General features: G+C 72.8%; 14 protein-coding genes. 3 read left to right on the top strand and 11 right to left on the bottom strand.

Annotated features, from left to right (window positions below; translation table 11 throughout):
• Positions 1–34: 34 nt before the first annotated feature.
• From MRBLMG1_RS08575 to MRBLMG1_RS08615, 9 genes are all read right to left on the bottom strand, one after another.
• A complete protein-coding gene (locus MRBLMG1_RS08575) occupies positions 35–841 on the bottom strand; it encodes an HAD family hydrolase (protein ID WP_367822341.1) in 807 nt (268 codons plus the stop codon).
• Positions 838–2,127 (bottom strand): serine--tRNA ligase, encoded by a 1,290-nt coding sequence (gene serS, locus MRBLMG1_RS08580; protein WP_367822343.1) that lies wholly within the window; start codon positions 2,125–2,127, stop codon positions 838–840. The genes MRBLMG1_RS08575 and serS overlap by 4 nt, the downstream gene beginning before the upstream one ends.
• Positions 2,128–2,624: 497 nt before the next feature.
• Positions 2,625–3,560: a prephenate dehydratase gene (gene pheA / locus MRBLMG1_RS08585; protein ID WP_367822345.1), complete on the bottom strand. Its 936-nt coding sequence runs from the start codon at positions 3,558–3,560 to the stop codon at positions 2,625–2,627.
• A 57-nt stretch (positions 3,561–3,617) separates the two neighbouring features.
• Positions 3,618–4,889, bottom strand: coding sequence for an iron uptake transporter deferrochelatase/peroxidase subunit (efeB, locus tag MRBLMG1_RS08590; protein ID WP_367822347.1), 1,272 nt, complete (start codon positions 4,887–4,889; stop codon positions 3,618–3,620).
• A gap of 5 nt (positions 4,890–4,894) precedes the next feature.
• Entirely contained in the window at positions 4,895–6,913 is a 2,019-nt protein-coding gene (locus tag MRBLMG1_RS08595; protein ID WP_367822348.1) for a copper resistance CopC/CopD family protein, read from the bottom strand.
• Between the two features lie 24 nt (positions 6,914–6,937).
• Entirely contained in the window at positions 6,938–7,390 is a 453-nt protein-coding gene (locus MRBLMG1_RS08600) for a copper chaperone PCu(A)C (RefSeq protein ID WP_367822350.1), read from the bottom strand.
• On the bottom strand, positions 7,387–8,094 hold the full coding sequence (locus MRBLMG1_RS08605; RefSeq protein ID WP_367822352.1) for an SCO family protein: 708 nt from the start codon (positions 8,092–8,094) through the stop codon (positions 7,387–7,389). The genes MRBLMG1_RS08600 and MRBLMG1_RS08605 overlap by 4 nt, the downstream gene beginning before the upstream one ends.
• A 35-nt stretch (positions 8,095–8,129) precedes the next feature.
• Positions 8,130–8,879: a YcnI family protein gene (locus tag MRBLMG1_RS08610; protein ID WP_367822354.1), complete on the bottom strand. Its 750-nt coding sequence runs from the start codon at positions 8,877–8,879 to the stop codon at positions 8,130–8,132.
• Between the two features lie 113 nt (positions 8,880–8,992).
• Positions 8,993–9,766: a hypothetical protein gene (locus MRBLMG1_RS08615; protein WP_367822355.1), complete on the bottom strand. Its 774-nt coding sequence runs from the start codon at positions 9,764–9,766 to the stop codon at positions 8,993–8,995.
• A gap of 226 nt (positions 9,767–9,992) precedes the next feature.
• On the opposite strand from MRBLMG1_RS08615, the gene MRBLMG1_RS08620 reads away from it, so the two are divergent.
• Positions 9,993–10,451 carry an ATP-binding protein gene (locus MRBLMG1_RS08620; RefSeq protein ID WP_367822357.1) on the top strand — a complete coding sequence of 153 codons (459 nt, stop codon included), beginning with the start codon at positions 9,993–9,995 and terminating at the stop codon, positions 10,449–10,451.
• A gap of 84 nt (positions 10,452–10,535) precedes the next feature.
• Here MRBLMG1_RS08620 and MRBLMG1_RS08625 read toward each other — a convergent pair whose 3' ends face one another.
• Both MRBLMG1_RS08625 and MRBLMG1_RS08630 read right to left on the bottom strand, forming a co-directional pair.
• Entirely contained in the window at positions 10,536–11,999 is a 1,464-nt protein-coding gene (locus tag MRBLMG1_RS08625) for an aminopeptidase P family protein (RefSeq protein WP_367822359.1), read from the bottom strand.
• Positions 12,000–12,126: 127 nt separating this feature from the next.
• Positions 12,127–13,578, bottom strand: a complete 1,452-nt coding sequence (locus MRBLMG1_RS08630) for a PP2C family protein-serine/threonine phosphatase (RefSeq protein WP_414721514.1) — start codon at positions 13,576–13,578, stop codon at positions 12,127–12,129.
• Positions 13,579–14,132: 554 nt separating this feature from the next.
• On the opposite strand from MRBLMG1_RS08630, the gene MRBLMG1_RS08635 reads away from it, so the two are divergent.
• Together MRBLMG1_RS08635 and MRBLMG1_RS08640 are read left to right on the top strand one after the other, a co-directional pair.
• On the top strand, positions 14,133–14,813 hold the full coding sequence (locus tag MRBLMG1_RS08635) for a bifunctional DNA primase/polymerase (RefSeq protein ID WP_367822361.1): 681 nt from the start codon (positions 14,133–14,135) through the stop codon (positions 14,811–14,813).
• A gap of 318 nt (positions 14,814–15,131) precedes the next feature.
• Positions 15,132–15,728, top strand: coding sequence for a hypothetical protein (locus MRBLMG1_RS08640; RefSeq protein ID WP_367822363.1), 597 nt, complete (start codon positions 15,132–15,134; stop codon positions 15,726–15,728).
• Positions 15,729–15,904 lie beyond the last annotated feature (176 nt).

The raw sequence follows: 15,904 nt of genomic DNA on the forward strand, positions 1-15,904 counted from the left end.
CCGGGGAGCGGGCCTTCGTGTCGTCTCGGCGGGGTCAGGCGCTCAGCAGGCGCTCCAGGACGACCGCGATGCCGTCCTCCTCGTTGGAGGTGGTCACCTCGTCGGCCACCGCCCGGAGCTCCTCGTGCGCGTTCCCCATGGCCACGCCGTGGGCCGCCCAACCGAACATCGGGATGTCGTTCGGCATGTCGCCGAAGGCGATCGTCTCCGCGGCCTTCACGCCGAGGCGGCGGGCCGCGAGGGAGAGGCCGGTCGCCTTGCTCAGGCCGAGCGGCAGGATCTCCACGATGCCGGGCCCGGCCATGACGACGTCGACGAGCCCGCCGACGGTCTCACGGGCGGCCCTGGTCAGCTCGTCGTCGGTGAGCGTCGGGTGCTGGATGTACAGCTTGGTCAGCGGGGCCGACCAGATCTCCGCCGGGTCCTCGTACGGGACGTACGGCAGCGGCCCTTCCTGCGCCCGGTAGCCGGGGCCCATCAGGACCTCGCCGTCCAGACCGTCACGGCTCGCGGCCAGGGCCAGCGGGCCCACCTCGGCCTCGATCTTGGACAGGGCGAGCCCCGCGAGCTGCCGGTCCAGGGTCAGCGAGGTCAGCAGCCGGTGCTCGCCGGCGTGGTAGACCTGCGCGCCCTGCCCGCAGACCGCGATCCCCTCGTAGCCGAGGTCGTCGAGGATGTGCCGGGTCCAGGGCACCGCTCGGCCGGTGACCACGATGTGCGCGGCGCCCGCCGCCGTCACGGCGGCGAGCGCGTCCCGCGTACGGCCCGAGACGGACTCGTCGGAACGCAGCAGCGTGCCGTCGAGGTCCGTCGCGACCAGGCGGTAGGGGAAGGGGCTCACTTGGCGATCGGCTCCAGGACCTCGCGGCCGCCGAGGTACGGCCGCAGGACCTCGGGCACCCGCACGGAACCGTCGGCGAGCTGGTGGTTCTCCAGGATCGCCACGATGGTGCGCGGTACGGCGCACAGCGTGCCGTTCAGGGTGGCCAGCGGCTGCACGGTCTTCTTGCCGCCCTGCTCGTCGCGCATGCGGACGGAGAGGCGACGGGCCTGGAAGCTGTCGCAGTTCGACGCGGAGGTCAGCTCGCGGTACTTGCCCTGGGTGGGGATCCACGCCTCGCAGTCGAACTTGCGGGAGGCGGAGGAGCCGAGGTCGCCGGTGGCGACGTCGATGACCTGGAAGGGCAGCTCAAGACCGGTCAGCCACTGCTTCTCCCACTCCAGGAGCCGCTTGTGCTCGGCCTCGGCGTCCTCCGGCGCGACGTACGAGAACATCTCGACCTTGTCGAACTGGTGGACGCGGAAGATGCCGCGGGTGTCCTTGCCGTACGTGCCGGCCTCGCGGCGGAAGCAGGGCGAGAACCCCGCGTACCGCAGCGGCAGCTTGTCCGCGTCGATGATCTCGTCCATGTGGTACGCCGCGAGGGGCACCTCGGACGTGCCGACGAGGTAGTAGTCGTCCTTCTCCAGGTGGTACACGTTCTCCGCGGCCTGGCCGAGGAAGCCGGTGCCCTCCATGGCGCGCGGACGGACCAGCGCGGGGGTCAGCATGGGGATGAAGCCGGCCTCGGTGGCCTGGGCGATCGCCGCGTTGACCAGGGCGAGCTCCAGGAGCGCGCCGACGCCGGTCAGGTAGTAGAAGCGCGAGCCGGAGACCTTGGCGCCCCGCTCGACGTCGATGGCGCCGAGCGCCTCGCCCAGCTCCAGGTGGTCCTTGGGCTCGAAGCCCTCGGCCGCGAAGTCGCGGATGGTGCCGTGCGTCTCCAGGACGACGAAGTCCTCCTCGCCGCCGACCGGGACGTCCGTGTGGACGATGTTCCCGAGCTGGAGAAGGAGCCGCTTGGCGGTCTCGTCGGCGTCGTTCTGTTCGGCCTCGGCGGCCTTGACGTCGGTCTTGAGCTGCTCGGCCTTCTGGAGGAGCTCGGCGCGCTCCTCGGGGGTGGCCTTGGGGATCAGCTTGCCGAGCGCCTTCTGCTCGGATCGGAGCTCGTCGAAGCGGACGCCGGACGACCTGCGCCGCTCATCGGCGGAGAGCAGGGCGTCGACGAGCGCGACGTCCTCTCCACGGGCGCGCTGGGAGGCGCGAACACGGTCGGGGTCCTCACGGAGCAGGCGAAGGTCAATCACCCCACCAGGCTACCGGTGCGCGTTCGCCCGGCCCCACCGGATAAGGGCGCGCGTTGTCATGCGTGTTGTTTTGCCCGAATTGAGGCCCGGACGAATCCCGGAACCAGGGACCTCGCATTCACTTATCCACAGGCTGTGCGGAAGATCTGTGGATTACGGAGAGGGGTGCGGGGATTTCCGTCGCCACCCCTGGGAATTCCGTGATCAAACACCATTCGCCCACTCATTTGGGTGGGAATTGCTCGCTCTAAAGAGTTGATCGGGCGAGGGGTGCTGACGTGCGCGTCAGTCGGGCGCTGTGGACGGGCGACGCGCCGGCGAGGAGTCGGCAGGGCGATTTGTCGACCTTGTCGGAGTGAGGTGTCGACTTGTCCCCAGGCTGGGCGCGATGCCTGTGGATAACCTCTGTGGGTAACCGAAAAGTATGCAGGTAGGACTAGTGGTTCGTACCTGTGGACGACCGCCCCCGGCAGCGGGAGCGGTCGGTCAGTATCGGGTCAGGCCCGACCGTCCTGGGCCCTCGCCAGCCAGTCGGAGGCCGCAGTGAACGCCTGGTCCGAAGTCCCGCGCCGCAGCGGCAGCACGTCGTCGACCTCGACACCCGCCCTCGGGTACGAGCCGAGGAACCGCACCTGGGGGCAGATCCGCTTGAGCCCCATCAGCGCCTCGCCCACCCGCCGGTCCGAGATATGGCCCTCGGCGTCCACGGCGAAGCAGTAGTTCCCGATCCCGGCCCCCGTGGGACGGGACTGGATCAGCATCAGGTTCACCCCACGCACCGCGAACTCCTGGAGCAGTTCGAGGAGGGCACCCGGATGATCGTCACCCAGCCACAGCACCACCGAGGTCTTGTCCGCGCCCGTCGGGGCCGACGGGCGGGCCGGCCGGCCCACCAGCACGAAGCGGGTCTCGGCGTTCTCCGCGTCGTGGATCTCCGTGACCAGCGCTTCGAGGCCGTACGTCGCCGCCGCGAACTCCCCCGCGAAGGCGGCGTCGAAGCGGCCCTCCTGCACCAGCCGGGCGCCGTCCGCGTTCGAGGCGGCCGACTCCCACAGCGCGTCGGGCAGGTGCGCCCGCAGCCAGTTCCGCACCTGCGGCTGGGCCACCGGGTGGCCCGTCACCGTCTTGATCTCCGAGAGCGCGGTGCCGGGCCGCACGAGCAGCGCGAAGGCGATCGGGAGGAGCACCTCGCGGTAGATCATCAGCGGCTCGCCGGAGGCCAGCTCGTCCAGGGTCGCGGTCACCCCGCCCTCGACCGAGTTCTCGATCGGGACGAGCGCGGCGGCGGCCTCCCCGTTCCGTACGGCGTCGAGCGCGGCCGGGACGGAGACCATCGGGACGAGCTCCCGCGTCGCCGCCTCGGGCAGCGTACGGAGCGCGGCCTCCGTGAAGGTGCCCTCGGGGCCGAGATACGTGAACCGGGTGGCGGACATACCGTCACCCTAATGGTCGCCGGGAGCGCGGGCCGCCCTCTCGAACGGACTCCCCGCTCAGGCCTCCAGGAGTCGCTGGCCCACGTACTCGCCCTCGGCGGGGCCGCCCGGCACGGCGAACAGACCGCTGGCCTCGTGGCGGATGAACGGGGACAGCGCGTCCCCCCGGTCGAGCTTGCGCTGCACCGGGACGAAGCCCTTCAGCGGGTCCGCCTGCCAGCAGACGAAGAGCAGCCCGGCGTCCGGAGCCCCGTCCGGGCCGATCCCGTCGTGGAAGGAGAACGGCCTGCGCAGCATCGCCGCCCCGCCGTTCTGTTCGGGGGCGGAGATCCGGGAGTGCGCGTTGTCGGGGATCACCGGCTTCCCGTCGGGACCGAGCTTGTTCAGGTCCAGCTCGGTCGTCTCGGTACCGCCGCTGAGCGGCGCCCCGTCGGACTTCCGCCGCCCGATCACCTGCTCCTGCCGGTCCTGCGGCAGCTTCTCCCAGTCGTCGAGCAGCATCCGGATCCGGCGCACCACCGCGTACGAGCCGTCGGCCATCCACTCCTCCGCGCCCCCGGTCCCGGCCGGGACGAAGATCCGCCGGTCGAAGTCGGGGTCGGTGGGCTTCGGGTTCCCGGTGCCGTCGACCTGGCCCATGAGGTTGCGGGCGGTCATCGGCTTCGCGGTGGCGCCGGCCGAGCGGTTGAAGCCGTTCATCTGCCACCGGACCCGCGCGGCGTCACCCGCGTCCTTCTGCAGGGCGCGCAGCGCGTGGAAGGCGACGAGGGCGTCGTCGGCACCGATCTGCACCCACAGATCGCCCTCCGAGCGCCTGGCGTCCAGGGCGTCGGAGGAGAAGGCCGGCAGCGGGTCGAGCGCGGTGGGGCGGCGCGCGGCGAGCCCGGTGCGGTCGAAGAAGGTGCGGCCGAAGCCGAAGGTGACCGTGAGGGAGGAGGGACCCGCGTCGAGCGCGATGCCCGTGTCCCCGGCCGGCGCCTTGCCCGCCATCAGCGCCTTCGCCGTGACCGACCAGCGGCGCAGCAGGGCGGCCGCCTCCTTGCGACCCGCGCCGGGGGCGAGGTCGAAGGCGACCAGATGGCCGCGCGCCTGGAGGGGGTTGGTGATGCCGGCCTGATGTTTCCCGTGAAACATCACCTCGGTCGCGCCGACGGTGGCCAGCGCCGGCGAGCCACCCGCGCCGGACCCGTCGGAGCCGTCGCCGCCGGACACGGCCGCGGAGACGCCGACCCCGCCGGCCGCGCCGATGACGAGCCCGGCCGCGCCCGCCGCGCCGACGGTGCCGAGCAGGCGCCGCCGGGAGATCTCAAGGTTGTCGCTGTCGGTCACGTCGTTCAGCCGATCTTCACGTTCTTGTCGATGGTGGTCTGGTCGATCTCGGAGGTACGGACGGTGACCTGGATCTTCCACTCGCCCGGCAGCGGGATCTGGACGCCGCTCGCGCTCCAGTGTCCGGTCTGGATCCGGTCGGGGGCGACGGGCAGCGGTCCGATGTCCTTCGCCTCCAGGGTGAGGGCCACCTTGATCTCCGGGACGTCCAGCGGCTTGCCGTTGGGGCGCTCGACGAAGAGGTGGAGACCGTTGGCGCCGGTGCGGCCTGGGTCGAGGCTGAGCCGGACGACGCCCTTGCCGTCGACGCCCCCGGTGTCGAACGGCAGCCGGATGTCGACCGGCCGGTCGGGCACCGCGGCAGGACCGGCGGCGGTGGCGCCCGCCCGCCCGGCCTCCTCCTCGGTGCGGCCCGGTTCGGTCGACGTGAGGATCGTGGTCACGGCGAGCAGCACGACGGCGACGGCGGCCTCCGTCAGCACCGAGCGGCGCAGCCCGGCCCGCTCCGGATCCGCGTCCCGCTCGCGCTTCCGCCGCGCGGTGGCCACGGCGGCCCGCTGCCGGGCGAGCTGGACGGCCCGCTCGGGGTCGAGCCCGGCGTCCTCGGCCTCACGCTCGGCCCGGGAGACGGCCTCGGCGTCGGTCTCGGCCTCGGTCTCCGAGGCGTCCCCGAGCTCGGACTCGCGCTCGGTCTCGGAGTCAGCCCCAAGCCAGGTCCCGGTCCCAAGCCCGGTCCCGGTCCCGGACTCGGTCCCGGTCCCGGTCCCGGACGTGGTCCCGGTCGTGTCGGCCAAGCGCTGGGTCCAGCGGCGGGATGTCCAGGCGATGCCGACGAGGGCGGCGAGGAGGCCGATCTTGACGAGGAGCAGCCGGCCGTAGCTGGTGCCGGTGAGGGCGGACCAGGAGCCGACCTGGCGCCAGGACTGGTAGAGCCCGGTGGCCGCGAGGACGGACACCGAGCCGAAGGCGACCGTGGAGAAGCGCGCGACGGCACGGCGTTCGAGGGACGGCGCCCGGTAGAGGGCGACGAGGAGGACGGTGAGGCCGCCGAGCCAGGCGGCGACGGCGAGGAGGTGGAGGATGTCGACCGGCATGGCGATGCCGGGCTGGACACCCGTCGAGGCGTGCTCGGCCAGGGCCCAGGTGCCGGCGATGCCCGCGGCGACGACGGTGCCGCCGATGCCGAGTCCGAAGGCGAGGTCCTTCCGCTCCTTCGGGTCGGTGCGCCGGGGGTAGGCGCCGAAGAGGACGGCCACGAAGAGCGCGGCGGCGCCGAGCAGCAGCAGCCGGGAGGTGAGCGCGGCCCCGGTCTTGGTCTCCAGGACGGACTTCAGGCCCGCCAGGTCGAAGGCGTCGGCGAGTTCGCCGGAGCCGGTGTACGGGTTGCGCAGGAGCAGCATCGCCAGGGTGGCGCCGGTGAGGGTCAGCCAGCCCCGTACGACCGTCTGCTGGACGGGCCGGACGCTAGCCCCGCGCGGCCAGCAGACCAGGACGAAGGCGCCGCCGCCGACGAGGACGGCGAATCCGGCGTACGAGAGGTAGCGGGCGATGCCGTAGAGGACGCCGACGGGCCCGCCGCCGGCCGTCCGGTCGGGCAGGGCGACGGAGGTCGTGGAGGGGGCGCCGATGGAGAAGGTGAAGGCGCCGGCGATGGGGTGGCTGTCGGCCGAGACGGTCTGCCAGGCGACGGTGTAGGTGCCGTCGGGCAGTCCGGCGCGGAGCCCCACCCCGTAGCGGACGACGGATCCGCTGCACAGGTCCCGGATCTCTCCGGTGTCGGCCCGCCGGCCCGCCGGGTCGAGGACCCGGATCGAGTCGGGGCTCATGGCCACCTGTTCGGAGAAGGTGAGGTTGACCTCCTTGGGGGCGGTGGCGACCACCGCCCCGTCCTTCGGGTCGCTTCCGGTCAGCGCCGCGTGCGCGGAGGCGGGGGCGGCGCCGGCGAGGAGCGTGCCGAGCAGCGCGGCCGCGAGGACGAGCAGCCGGGCCAGGGCGGTACCGAGGCGCGGGGCGGTGGTTGTCATCTCTGTGTCACTCCGTCAACGAGCTCAGTGCTGCTGCGGGTCGTGGTTGGCCGCCTCGACGGGAACGTCGACCTTGATGGGGTCGGCCTTCTCGAAGTGCAGCTCGATGCTGACCTTGTCGCCCTGCTTCGGCTTCGACTTCAGTTCCATGAACATGATGTGGTTGCCGCCGCGTTCGAGCCTCAGCTCCCCGTTCGCGGGGATGTCGAAGGACGTCACCTCCCGCATCTTCTGGTCCTTCGTCTCGTGGATGGTGACGTCGTCCGAGAGCGGGCTGGTGACGGAGGTGAGCTTGTCCGCCGCGTCTCCGTCGTTCTTGATAGTGAGGAAGCCGCCGGCCATGTCCATCACCGGCTGGGGCATGAACGCGCCGCTGACCTCCAGGTGGGGCTTGTCGTCGGAGGACGAGCACCCGGCCAGCGCGAGCGAGGCGGCGAGCGCCACGGCGGCGGTCAGGGCGGTGGTGCGGCGGTTCACGGGTTCTCCCCCTTGATGATCTTCGGCAGGTCCTTGGCGTAGTCGTCGACGGACGCGTCCTCGCCGTACAGGACGTAGCCCTGGTCGGTGGCGGGCGAGAAGGCGATGACCTGGGCCCCGTGCATGGAGACGACCTTGCCGTCCTCCGTCTTCGGCGGGTCGATGCCGATGCCGATCTGCTTGGCGCCCGCCTGGATGGCGGAGAAGTCGCCGGTGAGACCGGTGAAGGAGGGGTCGCCGGCGGCGGGCAGCCACTTGGCGAGTTCGGCGGAGGTGTCCCGCTCGGGGTCGGTGGTGACGAAGACGACCTGGAGCTTGTCCTGGTCGGCCTTGGGGAGCCGCTTCTTGGCGATGGCGATGTTGCTCATCGTCAGGGGGCAGACGTCGGGGCAGTGCGTGTAGCCGAAGTAGATGAGGGTCGGCTTGCCCTTGGTGCGCTCGACCAGGTCGTACTTCTCGCCCTTGGTGTCGGTGAGGACGAGCGAGGGCTTGGTGAACGGCCGGTCGAGGACGGTCGCGGCCTTGGTCGGGTCGGTGCCGCCGGTGACCTCGGCGACCGGCCCGGAGGCCGTGTCGTCGTTGCCGCCGAGGCCGACGGCCGCGGTGAGTCCGATCGCCGCGGCGATGGCGACGGCCGCGATGACCAGGGGGGTGCGCCGCCCGGGACGGGCCGTGGCCGCCCCGGACGTCTTCTCTTCAGACATGGTGGTTCTCTCGGTTCTCGGGTGGGGTGCGGCCGTCAGGCCGAGCGGCGGCGTCCGGCGAGGAGGCCGAAGGCGACGCCGGCGACACCCGCGAGGATGCCGACGACGCCGAGGACGCGGGCCGTGGTGTCGGTCGACGAGGGTGCGGCCGCGGTCTCCTCGTGGCCGCCTGCCTTGTCGTCGTGCCCGCCCTTCGCGTCCGCGGAGGCGGTGGCCGTGGGAGTGGCGCCGCCGCCGTGGTGGTCGGCGGACGCGGCGGAGAGCTTCAGGACGGGGGCCGGGTTCCGCGGCTCCTCCGCGCCCTCCTTCGACTCCTCGATCCAGCGCACGACCTCCTTGTTGTCGTACGTCTGGATCGCCTTGAGCACGAGCTGGTCGGTGTCCTCGGGCAGCTGGCCGAGGGAGAGCGGGAACTGCTGGAACTGGCCGGGGCCGATCTTCGAGCCGTCGGCGGTCCAGGTGACCTTGGAGACGGCCTCGTTGATCTTCTTGCCGTGCAGCTCCAGCGGCTTGCTCAGCTTGCTCTTGGTCACCTCGGCCTTCCAGCCGGGGACGGGCTGCGGCATGACCGAGGCCAGCGGGTGGTCGAGCGGGAAGTTGACCTCGACCTTCACGGTGGAGGCGTCGTCGCGCTCGTTGGGGACCTTGACGTTGACGGTCGCGTAGCCGCCCTTGGCGGCCTCGCCCTGCGGCTGGACGCTGACGTGCGCGAAGGCCGTACCGGAGAGCAGGACGACGGAGGACAGGGCGATACCGCCGGCGAGGGCGACACGGGAGACGTTCATGGCAGAGGACACTCCAGCTCGGAGGAAGACGGGGGAGTCCGGCACACCGGGGGACGATGTCCCCGCACAGGCGTGCGGACGAGCGCGGCCCCGCTCCTGGTGAGGGGTCCGCGTCAGGCTGCGAGGACGCAGTCGGCGGCCGGTGGGCCGCGCCTGATCACCGTGTTCCTGAGCGCCTCGGCCACCGGCGGCGGCGAGGAGTCGCCCGCGGTGCGGGCGGGCGGCCGCGGACCCGTGCGCGGGTCCGTCGGCAGTCCGGCGAGCAGCGCCCGTACGAGGCGCAGCGCGCCCCGCAGCGAGCGCACGAGCGCGCACTCGGCGAGCTCGGTGGCGCCCTGTCCGGAGAGCTCGACGAGTCGGCGGAGGGCGCGGTCGCCGCGGCGCAGCAGCCAGCCCGTGGCCAGTGCGGCGAGCAGGTGCCCGAGGAGCATGGGCAGCCCGGGCAGCAGGTCGCCGGCGGGCGCGGCGGCCGCGTGGCCCGTGTGGGCGTGCGGGCCGGCCGGGTCGAGTCCGGCGTCGGTGACGATCCGGGCGGCGTCGGCGGTGCTGAGGGACGAGGGTCCCGCTCCGCAGACGAGCCGGGCGGCCATCCGTACGAGGGCGTCGTCGGCCTCGGGGCCCAGTGCCGGCCGGCGCTGTCCGAGGCCGAAGAGGACGTGCAGGCCGAGCTGCCCGCCGGCGAGGGCGGTGACGACGAAGCCGAGGGAGCGCTCGCGGCCGGCGAGGAGGACGGTGATCCCGAAGACGCCGAGGAATCCGGCGAGGAGGGTCCACATTGCGATCCCCGCGCAGGCGGCGATGGCGTGGCCCAGCGCGGACAGCACGACGCAGACCGCGGTGAAGACCGCGGCCCTCAGCAGCCGTGGAGCGAGCGCGGGGGCAGTCATGGCGGGCCCATCATCGCACCAGGGGCCCCACCGCCATGCGGCAGGTCCGGAAGGTCGTTCTTGGGCCTCTTCGGGGTGACATACGGGGGTCTTCGGGCCCGACATACACCGGCGCCCGACCGGTCGCATCCGCCGAACGAGCGCTCTTGACGGCTTCGGGCGCTTACGAAGGGTTCCGTCCGGCAATACGTAACGGTATGTCGAGCCGCTGCCGGGAGGCTGGAGCATGAGCATCTGGTGGTCACTCCATCTGCGGCGCGAGGCCGCGAGCGTGCCCCTCGCCCGGCGGCTCCTGCTGGGCACGATGGAGACGGCGGGTGTCGATCCCGACGTGTCCTACGACCTGTCGGTCGCGCTCACGGAGGCCTGCGCGAACGCGGTCGAGCACGGCGGCGGGGCCGGGCCCGGCGCGCCGGGCGGACCGCCCTCGGGGGCGTACCGGGTGACGGCGTACCTGGACGGCGAGACCTGCCGCATCGAGGTGGCCGACGCGGGGCCGGGCTTCCCGGGCGCCGGGGTGCCGCGGGCGCCGTCGGACGACGCCGAGCACGGCCGGGGCCTTCGGCTGATCGAGGAGCTCGCCGACCACGTGCAGTTCGGGAACCGTTCGGGCCGGGGCGGCGCGGTGGTCAGTTTCGACAAGATCCTGAAGTGGCGGGACAGCCCGTCCCTGCTGCTGGCCTGACGGCCCCGGGGGCGTGCGGAGGTGCGGGGAAGGGCCCCCGCCGGTCGGTCGGCGGGGGCCCTTCGGTTCCAACGTACGCGGAGGTCAGCCCTTCAGCGCGGCCATCCACGCCTCGACCTCGTCGGAGCGGCGCGGCAACCCGTCCGACAGGTTCCGGTTGCCGTCCTCGGTGACGAGGATGTCGTCCTCGATCCGGACGCCGATGCCGCGGTACTCCTCCGGCACCGTCAGGTCGTCGGCCTGGAAGTACAGGCCCGGTTCGACGGTCAGGCACATGCCCGGCTCGAGGGTGGTGTTCACGTACATCTCGGTGCGCGCGGCGGCGCAGTCGTGGACGTCCATGCCGAGCATGTGGCCGGTGCCGTGCAGGGTCCAGCGGCGCTGGAGGCCGAGTTCGAGGACGCGCTCGACCGGGCCCTCGACGAGGCCCCACTCGACGAGCTTCTCGGCGAGGACCCGCTGGGCCGCGTCGTGGAAGTCGCGGTAGGCGGCGCCGGGCTTCACCGCGGCGATGCCGGCCTCCTGCGCCTCGTACACGGCGTCGTAGATCTTGCGCTGGAGCTCGGTGTACCGGCCGTTGATCGGCAGGGTGCGGGTGATGTCGGCGGTGTAGAGCTCGGTGGTCTCCACGCCGGCGTCGAGCAGCAGCAGGTCGCCGGAGCGGACGTCGCCGTCGTTGCGCACCCAGTGCAGGGTGGTGGCGTGCGGACCGGCGGCGCAGATGGAGCCGTAGCCGATGTCGTTGCCCTCGACGCGGGCGCGCAGGAAGAACGTGCCCTCGATGTAGCGCTCGCTGGTGGCCTCGGCCTTGTCGAGGACCTTCACGACGTCCTCGAAGCCGCGGGCGGTGGAGGCGCAGGCCTTCTCCAGCTCGGCGATCTCGAAGTCGTCCTTGACGAGACGGGCCTCGGAGAGGAAGACCCGCAGCTCCTCGTCGCGCTCGGCGGTGACCTTGTCGGTCAGCGCGGCCTCGATGCCGGCGTCGTGGCCGCGGACGTTGCGGACGGGGCCGGTGGCCTCGCGCAGCGCATCGGCCAGCTCGCGGACGTCCTTGGCGGGGATGCCGAGGAGCTGCTCGGCCTCGGCGAGGGAGTGGCGGCGGCCGACCCACAGCTCGCCCTGGCCGTGGAGCCAGAACTCGCCGTTCTCGCGGTCGGAGCGCGGCAGCAGGTAGATCGTGGCCTCGTGGCCGGCGGCGGTGGGCTCCAGGACGAGGACGCCGTCCTGGGTCTGGTCGCCGGTGAGGTACGCGTACTCGGTGGAGGCGCGGAAGCTGTACTCGGTGTCGTTCGACCGGGTCTTCAGGTTTCCGGCCGGGATCACCAGGCGCTCGCCGGGGAAGCGGGCGGAGACGGCGGCGCGGCGCGCGGCGGTCTTGCCTGCCTGGGCGATCGGCTTGAGGTCGCGCAGCTCGGTGTCGGCCCAGCCGGACTTCATGTTCTCGGCCAGCTCGTCGGAGACGCCCGGGTAGAGGCCGTTCTTCCGCTGCTTGATCGCCTGCTCTTCGGTCGACTCTTCCGGGGTCTCCGGCGTGAGCTCCTCGGCCACGGGTCTGCCTCCTCTTGGTACGACACTGAACCCCCACCATCGTACGGTCGTACGGAAGGGGGCCCAGGGCCGGAAGGCCTCTTACCGAAGAGTCACGTTCCGCTTACACGTACCCCACGCGCCGGGCTCACTCGAAGCGCGCGGCGAGCAGGACCACGTCCTCCCCGTCCACGGCGGGGTCGAGGCCCTCGGGCAGCAGGGTCCGCAGCACGTGGTCGGCGACCGCGCCGGGGTCGCCCCGATCCGCCTTCGGCACGCTCGCGGCGGCCGCGTGCAGCCGGGCGAAGGCGCGGTCCATGGCGTCGCCGGTACGGCGGAGCAGCCCGTCGGTGTAGAGAAGCACCGTTTCTCCGGGTGCGGGGGACAGCTCCACGCTCGGCGCCTCCCAGCAGGAGAGCATGCCCAGCGGGGCCGAGAGCGAGGTCTCGACGAACTCGGTCCGCCGGTCGCCGATGACCAGTGGCGGGGCGTGTCCGGCCCCGGCGAGGACGATCCGGCGCTGTGCGGGCTCGGCGTACGCGAAGAGCGCGGTCGCCGAGCGGGCGGGCTCGGTGAGCCGGAGCAGCAGTTCCAGGTCCGAGAGGACGGCGACCGGGTCCTCGCCCTCCATCACGGCGTACGCCCGGAGCGAGGCGCGCAGCCGGCCCATCGCGGCGAGCGCGCTGGGTCCGGTCCCGGAGACGGAGCCGACGGCGAGGCCGAGGGCGCCGTCGGGCAGCGGCAGCGCGTCGTACCAGTCGCCGCCGCCCAGCGGGCCGGTGCTGTGGCGGGCGGCGAGCTGGACGCCGGGGACGCGGGGGAGGCGGCTGGGGAGCAGCTCCTCGGCGACGGTGGACATCCGGACGCGGGCGCGCTCGACCTGGAGGAGACGGGCGACGTGCTCGGTGGCGAAGCGGCCGTAGAGCCCGATGAGGTGGCGCTGGCGGTCGGTGGGTTCGGCGGGCTCGTCGTAGAGCCAGACGGCCGCGCCGAGCCGCCCGGCGTCCTCGGTGGCGAGGGGGAGGGCGTAGCTGGCGGCGTAGCCGAGGCGGGCGGCGACCTCGCGGTGGCGCGGGTCGAGGCCTTCCTCGGTGCGCACGTCGCGGATGGCGATCGGATCGGGGACGTGGTCCGGGCGCCCGGGCTCGGGGAGGCCGTCGAGGAGGCGGCCGTAACCGGTGGCGCCGCGCGGGACGGTCTCGATGGTGCCGAGGTCGGCGTGGGCGAGGCCGAGGCCGATGGTGGTGGCGGGGCCGAGGCCGTCGGCCGGTTCGAGGACGGCCATGCCGCGGCGGGCGCCGACGAGCGCGGCGCCGGCGCCGAGCGCCTCGCGGAGGGCCTCGTCGAGGGAGGAGGTCCTGATGAGGCGCTCGGTGAGTTCGTGGAGCGTGGTGAGGTCGGAGACCCACGCGGCCAGCCGGTCCTGGATCAGGGCTCCGGGCGGCGGGACCGCGTCGGAGGGGGGCGCCGCGGCCGGGACCCCGGGGAGGGGCGCCGTAGTGTGCGGGGGCCCGGGAACCGTGGCATCGATTCCAGCCACTTTCGGGATGTGCGGGGCACTCATGTCAGTCGGCTTTCCGACCGGTGCGTTTGACGCCATAGCATCGCAAACCCCCATGTCATTCCGAGCCGCTCGATGCATCCACATGTACACGCACAAGAGGAACGATGTCCAGCATTGTCCCCACGGGACTTGTGGTGTCCGTGAGGTCGTGCGCAAGGGTTGAAGTGCGCGGGAAGTTGGCCGAAAATTGTCCCCGGTGTGCACCTTTTGCGGTCGACTGGCGTCGTTTGAAAGCGCGTCATTCCGAGCGTGCTGGGTACGTAATCGGTGACAGGCAGGGGCAGTTGGAGCTGCCCCGGAACGTGACGCGGGACCCCGGCGTCTTACATGCCGCAGGCCGCGCCCCCCTCCCGCGTGGCGGGGAACGTGTTCCGACCCGCCCCCGGAGACGGCCCGGCGCCACCTGGCTCTGACCTGGCTCCACCTGGTTCCGCTCGGTTCCACCTGGTTCCACCTGGATTCGGCCCGGCCGGCCCCGCTCGGACGCGGGGTGCCACCCCGCCGACCCGGTACGCGCTGATACGCACAGTGAAGTGTCCTGCACATGGTGTGATGTGGATTCGGCGTTCAACGGAAAGGAACGAGCGCACATGCGCGAGATCCTCGGAAGGCGACGCAGGCTCCGGTCCCGGCGCAAGGCGAGGACCGCCCGGCTCGACGCGGTGGTCACCTTCGCCGTCGAGTGGGACTGGCCCGTCCTGCCGGGAGCCGGCCTGAGAACGACGACCCGTACGGCCGCCGCCGCGGCCTGCGCCTGCCCCGACCCCGACTGCGCGGTCCCCGGGGCGCACCCGTACGACCCCGGGCTGCTCGCGGCCACCACGGACGACCGGATGGTCCGCTGGTGGTGGGCCAGGCGCCCGGACGCCCCGGTTCTCCTCGCCACCGGCGGCGACGCGCCCTGCGCCGTCAGCCTGCCCGCCGTGGCGGGCGCGCGGGCCCTCGCAGCGCTCGCCGCGACCGGCATGCGGCTGGGCCCGGTGGTGGCGACGCCGACCCGGTGGTCGATCCTCGTCGCCCCGTACGACCTCGAACGGCTGGGCGAGCTGCTCTACGCGAAGGACAGCGTGCCCAGCTCGCTCCGGTTCCACGGCGAGGGCGGCTACCTCCTCCTGCCGCCCTCGGTCACGGGCACCGGCCAGGTGCGGTGGGAGCGCGCGCCGCTCGCGGGCTCGGCCCGCCCCTGGCTGCCCGACGTCGAGGCGGTCGTCGACGCCCTGGTCGAGGCGAGCACGAGCACCCCGGGCGGCGGAAGCCGACTGACGTACTGAGGGCCGGGCCGGCGGGGGCGGGGGCGCGGCCGTGCCGGCGGCCGCGAGACCGGGGGCAAGCGCGGCCGGAGCGGGCGACCGGGGTGCCGGGACCGGCGGGCCGGAGTGGGCGACCGCGAGACCGGGATCGGCGCGGCCGGAGCGGGCGACCGGGGTGCCGGGGTCGGCGTGGCCGCGCCGGCGGGCGTTCACCCGAACGGGTGCGTCCCGGGCCGACTTGTCCGGGAACGGGCGCGCGGCAGGCCGGGCGCCCGCCGCCCGCCGCTATGTTCAGCCCACCGTTCGAGATCTCCAGCCGAGCAGGAGCAGGTGGGTTCCATGAGTCCGGTGAACCTCCGCGTGGTCGGACTCGGGACCGCCGTCACGGTGGCCGTCCTGCTGCCGCTCGTCGCCATGGCGGGGCCGACGGGCGACCCCGTACGCCCCTCCGGCGCGGGTGACGCCAAGGCGGGGGAGCTGCTGAGGGGCCTGGGCCTCGGGACGCGTACGCCCGCTTCTCCCGCTCCGGCCGCTCCCCGCGCGGCCGGAGCTTCGGCGACCCCGGCGACTCCGGCGGCCCCGGAGCGGGTCACGCGCTGTGGTCCGGAACTCGCCTCCCCCGAGGGGGTCGAGGCGCAGACCTGTGTCCTGAGCGAGGGTCCCGACGTCTGGGCGCGCACGTACTACCGGAACGCCACGCGCCAGGATCTCGACGCGTTTCTTACCCTCATGGCCCCCGGCGGGCGGACCGTTCAGGTGCGTTGCCCGGTGCCCGCGCAGGACGAACCGGGAACCTGTGAAACGCCTCCGGAGCGTGGTCGCGGCGCGGCCACGGCCTATACGGCGGTATCGGAATTCGCGGGCACGGGCGAAGGCGCGGGCACTCCGCTGCTGCTGCGCTCGGGCAGCAACACGGCGGACAGCGAAGGAAGTTGAGCGTCGACGCTCCGGCCGAGCCGGGAGCGGACATGGAAAGGCCCGATCGCTGGCGACGGGGGATGCACCAGCGACCGGGCTTCCAGAACGGTAACAAGAGATCTGCTGTTCGCAAATTCGATCTCGGTTATTCGGACAGGGATTTACCCGTCCCCCGACCGCGTTGTGGCGGAAGT

The organism is Streptomyces sp. LMG1-1-1.1 (assembly GCF_040815545.1).
GTDB lineage: Bacteria > Actinomycetota > Actinomycetes > Streptomycetales > Streptomycetaceae > Streptomyces.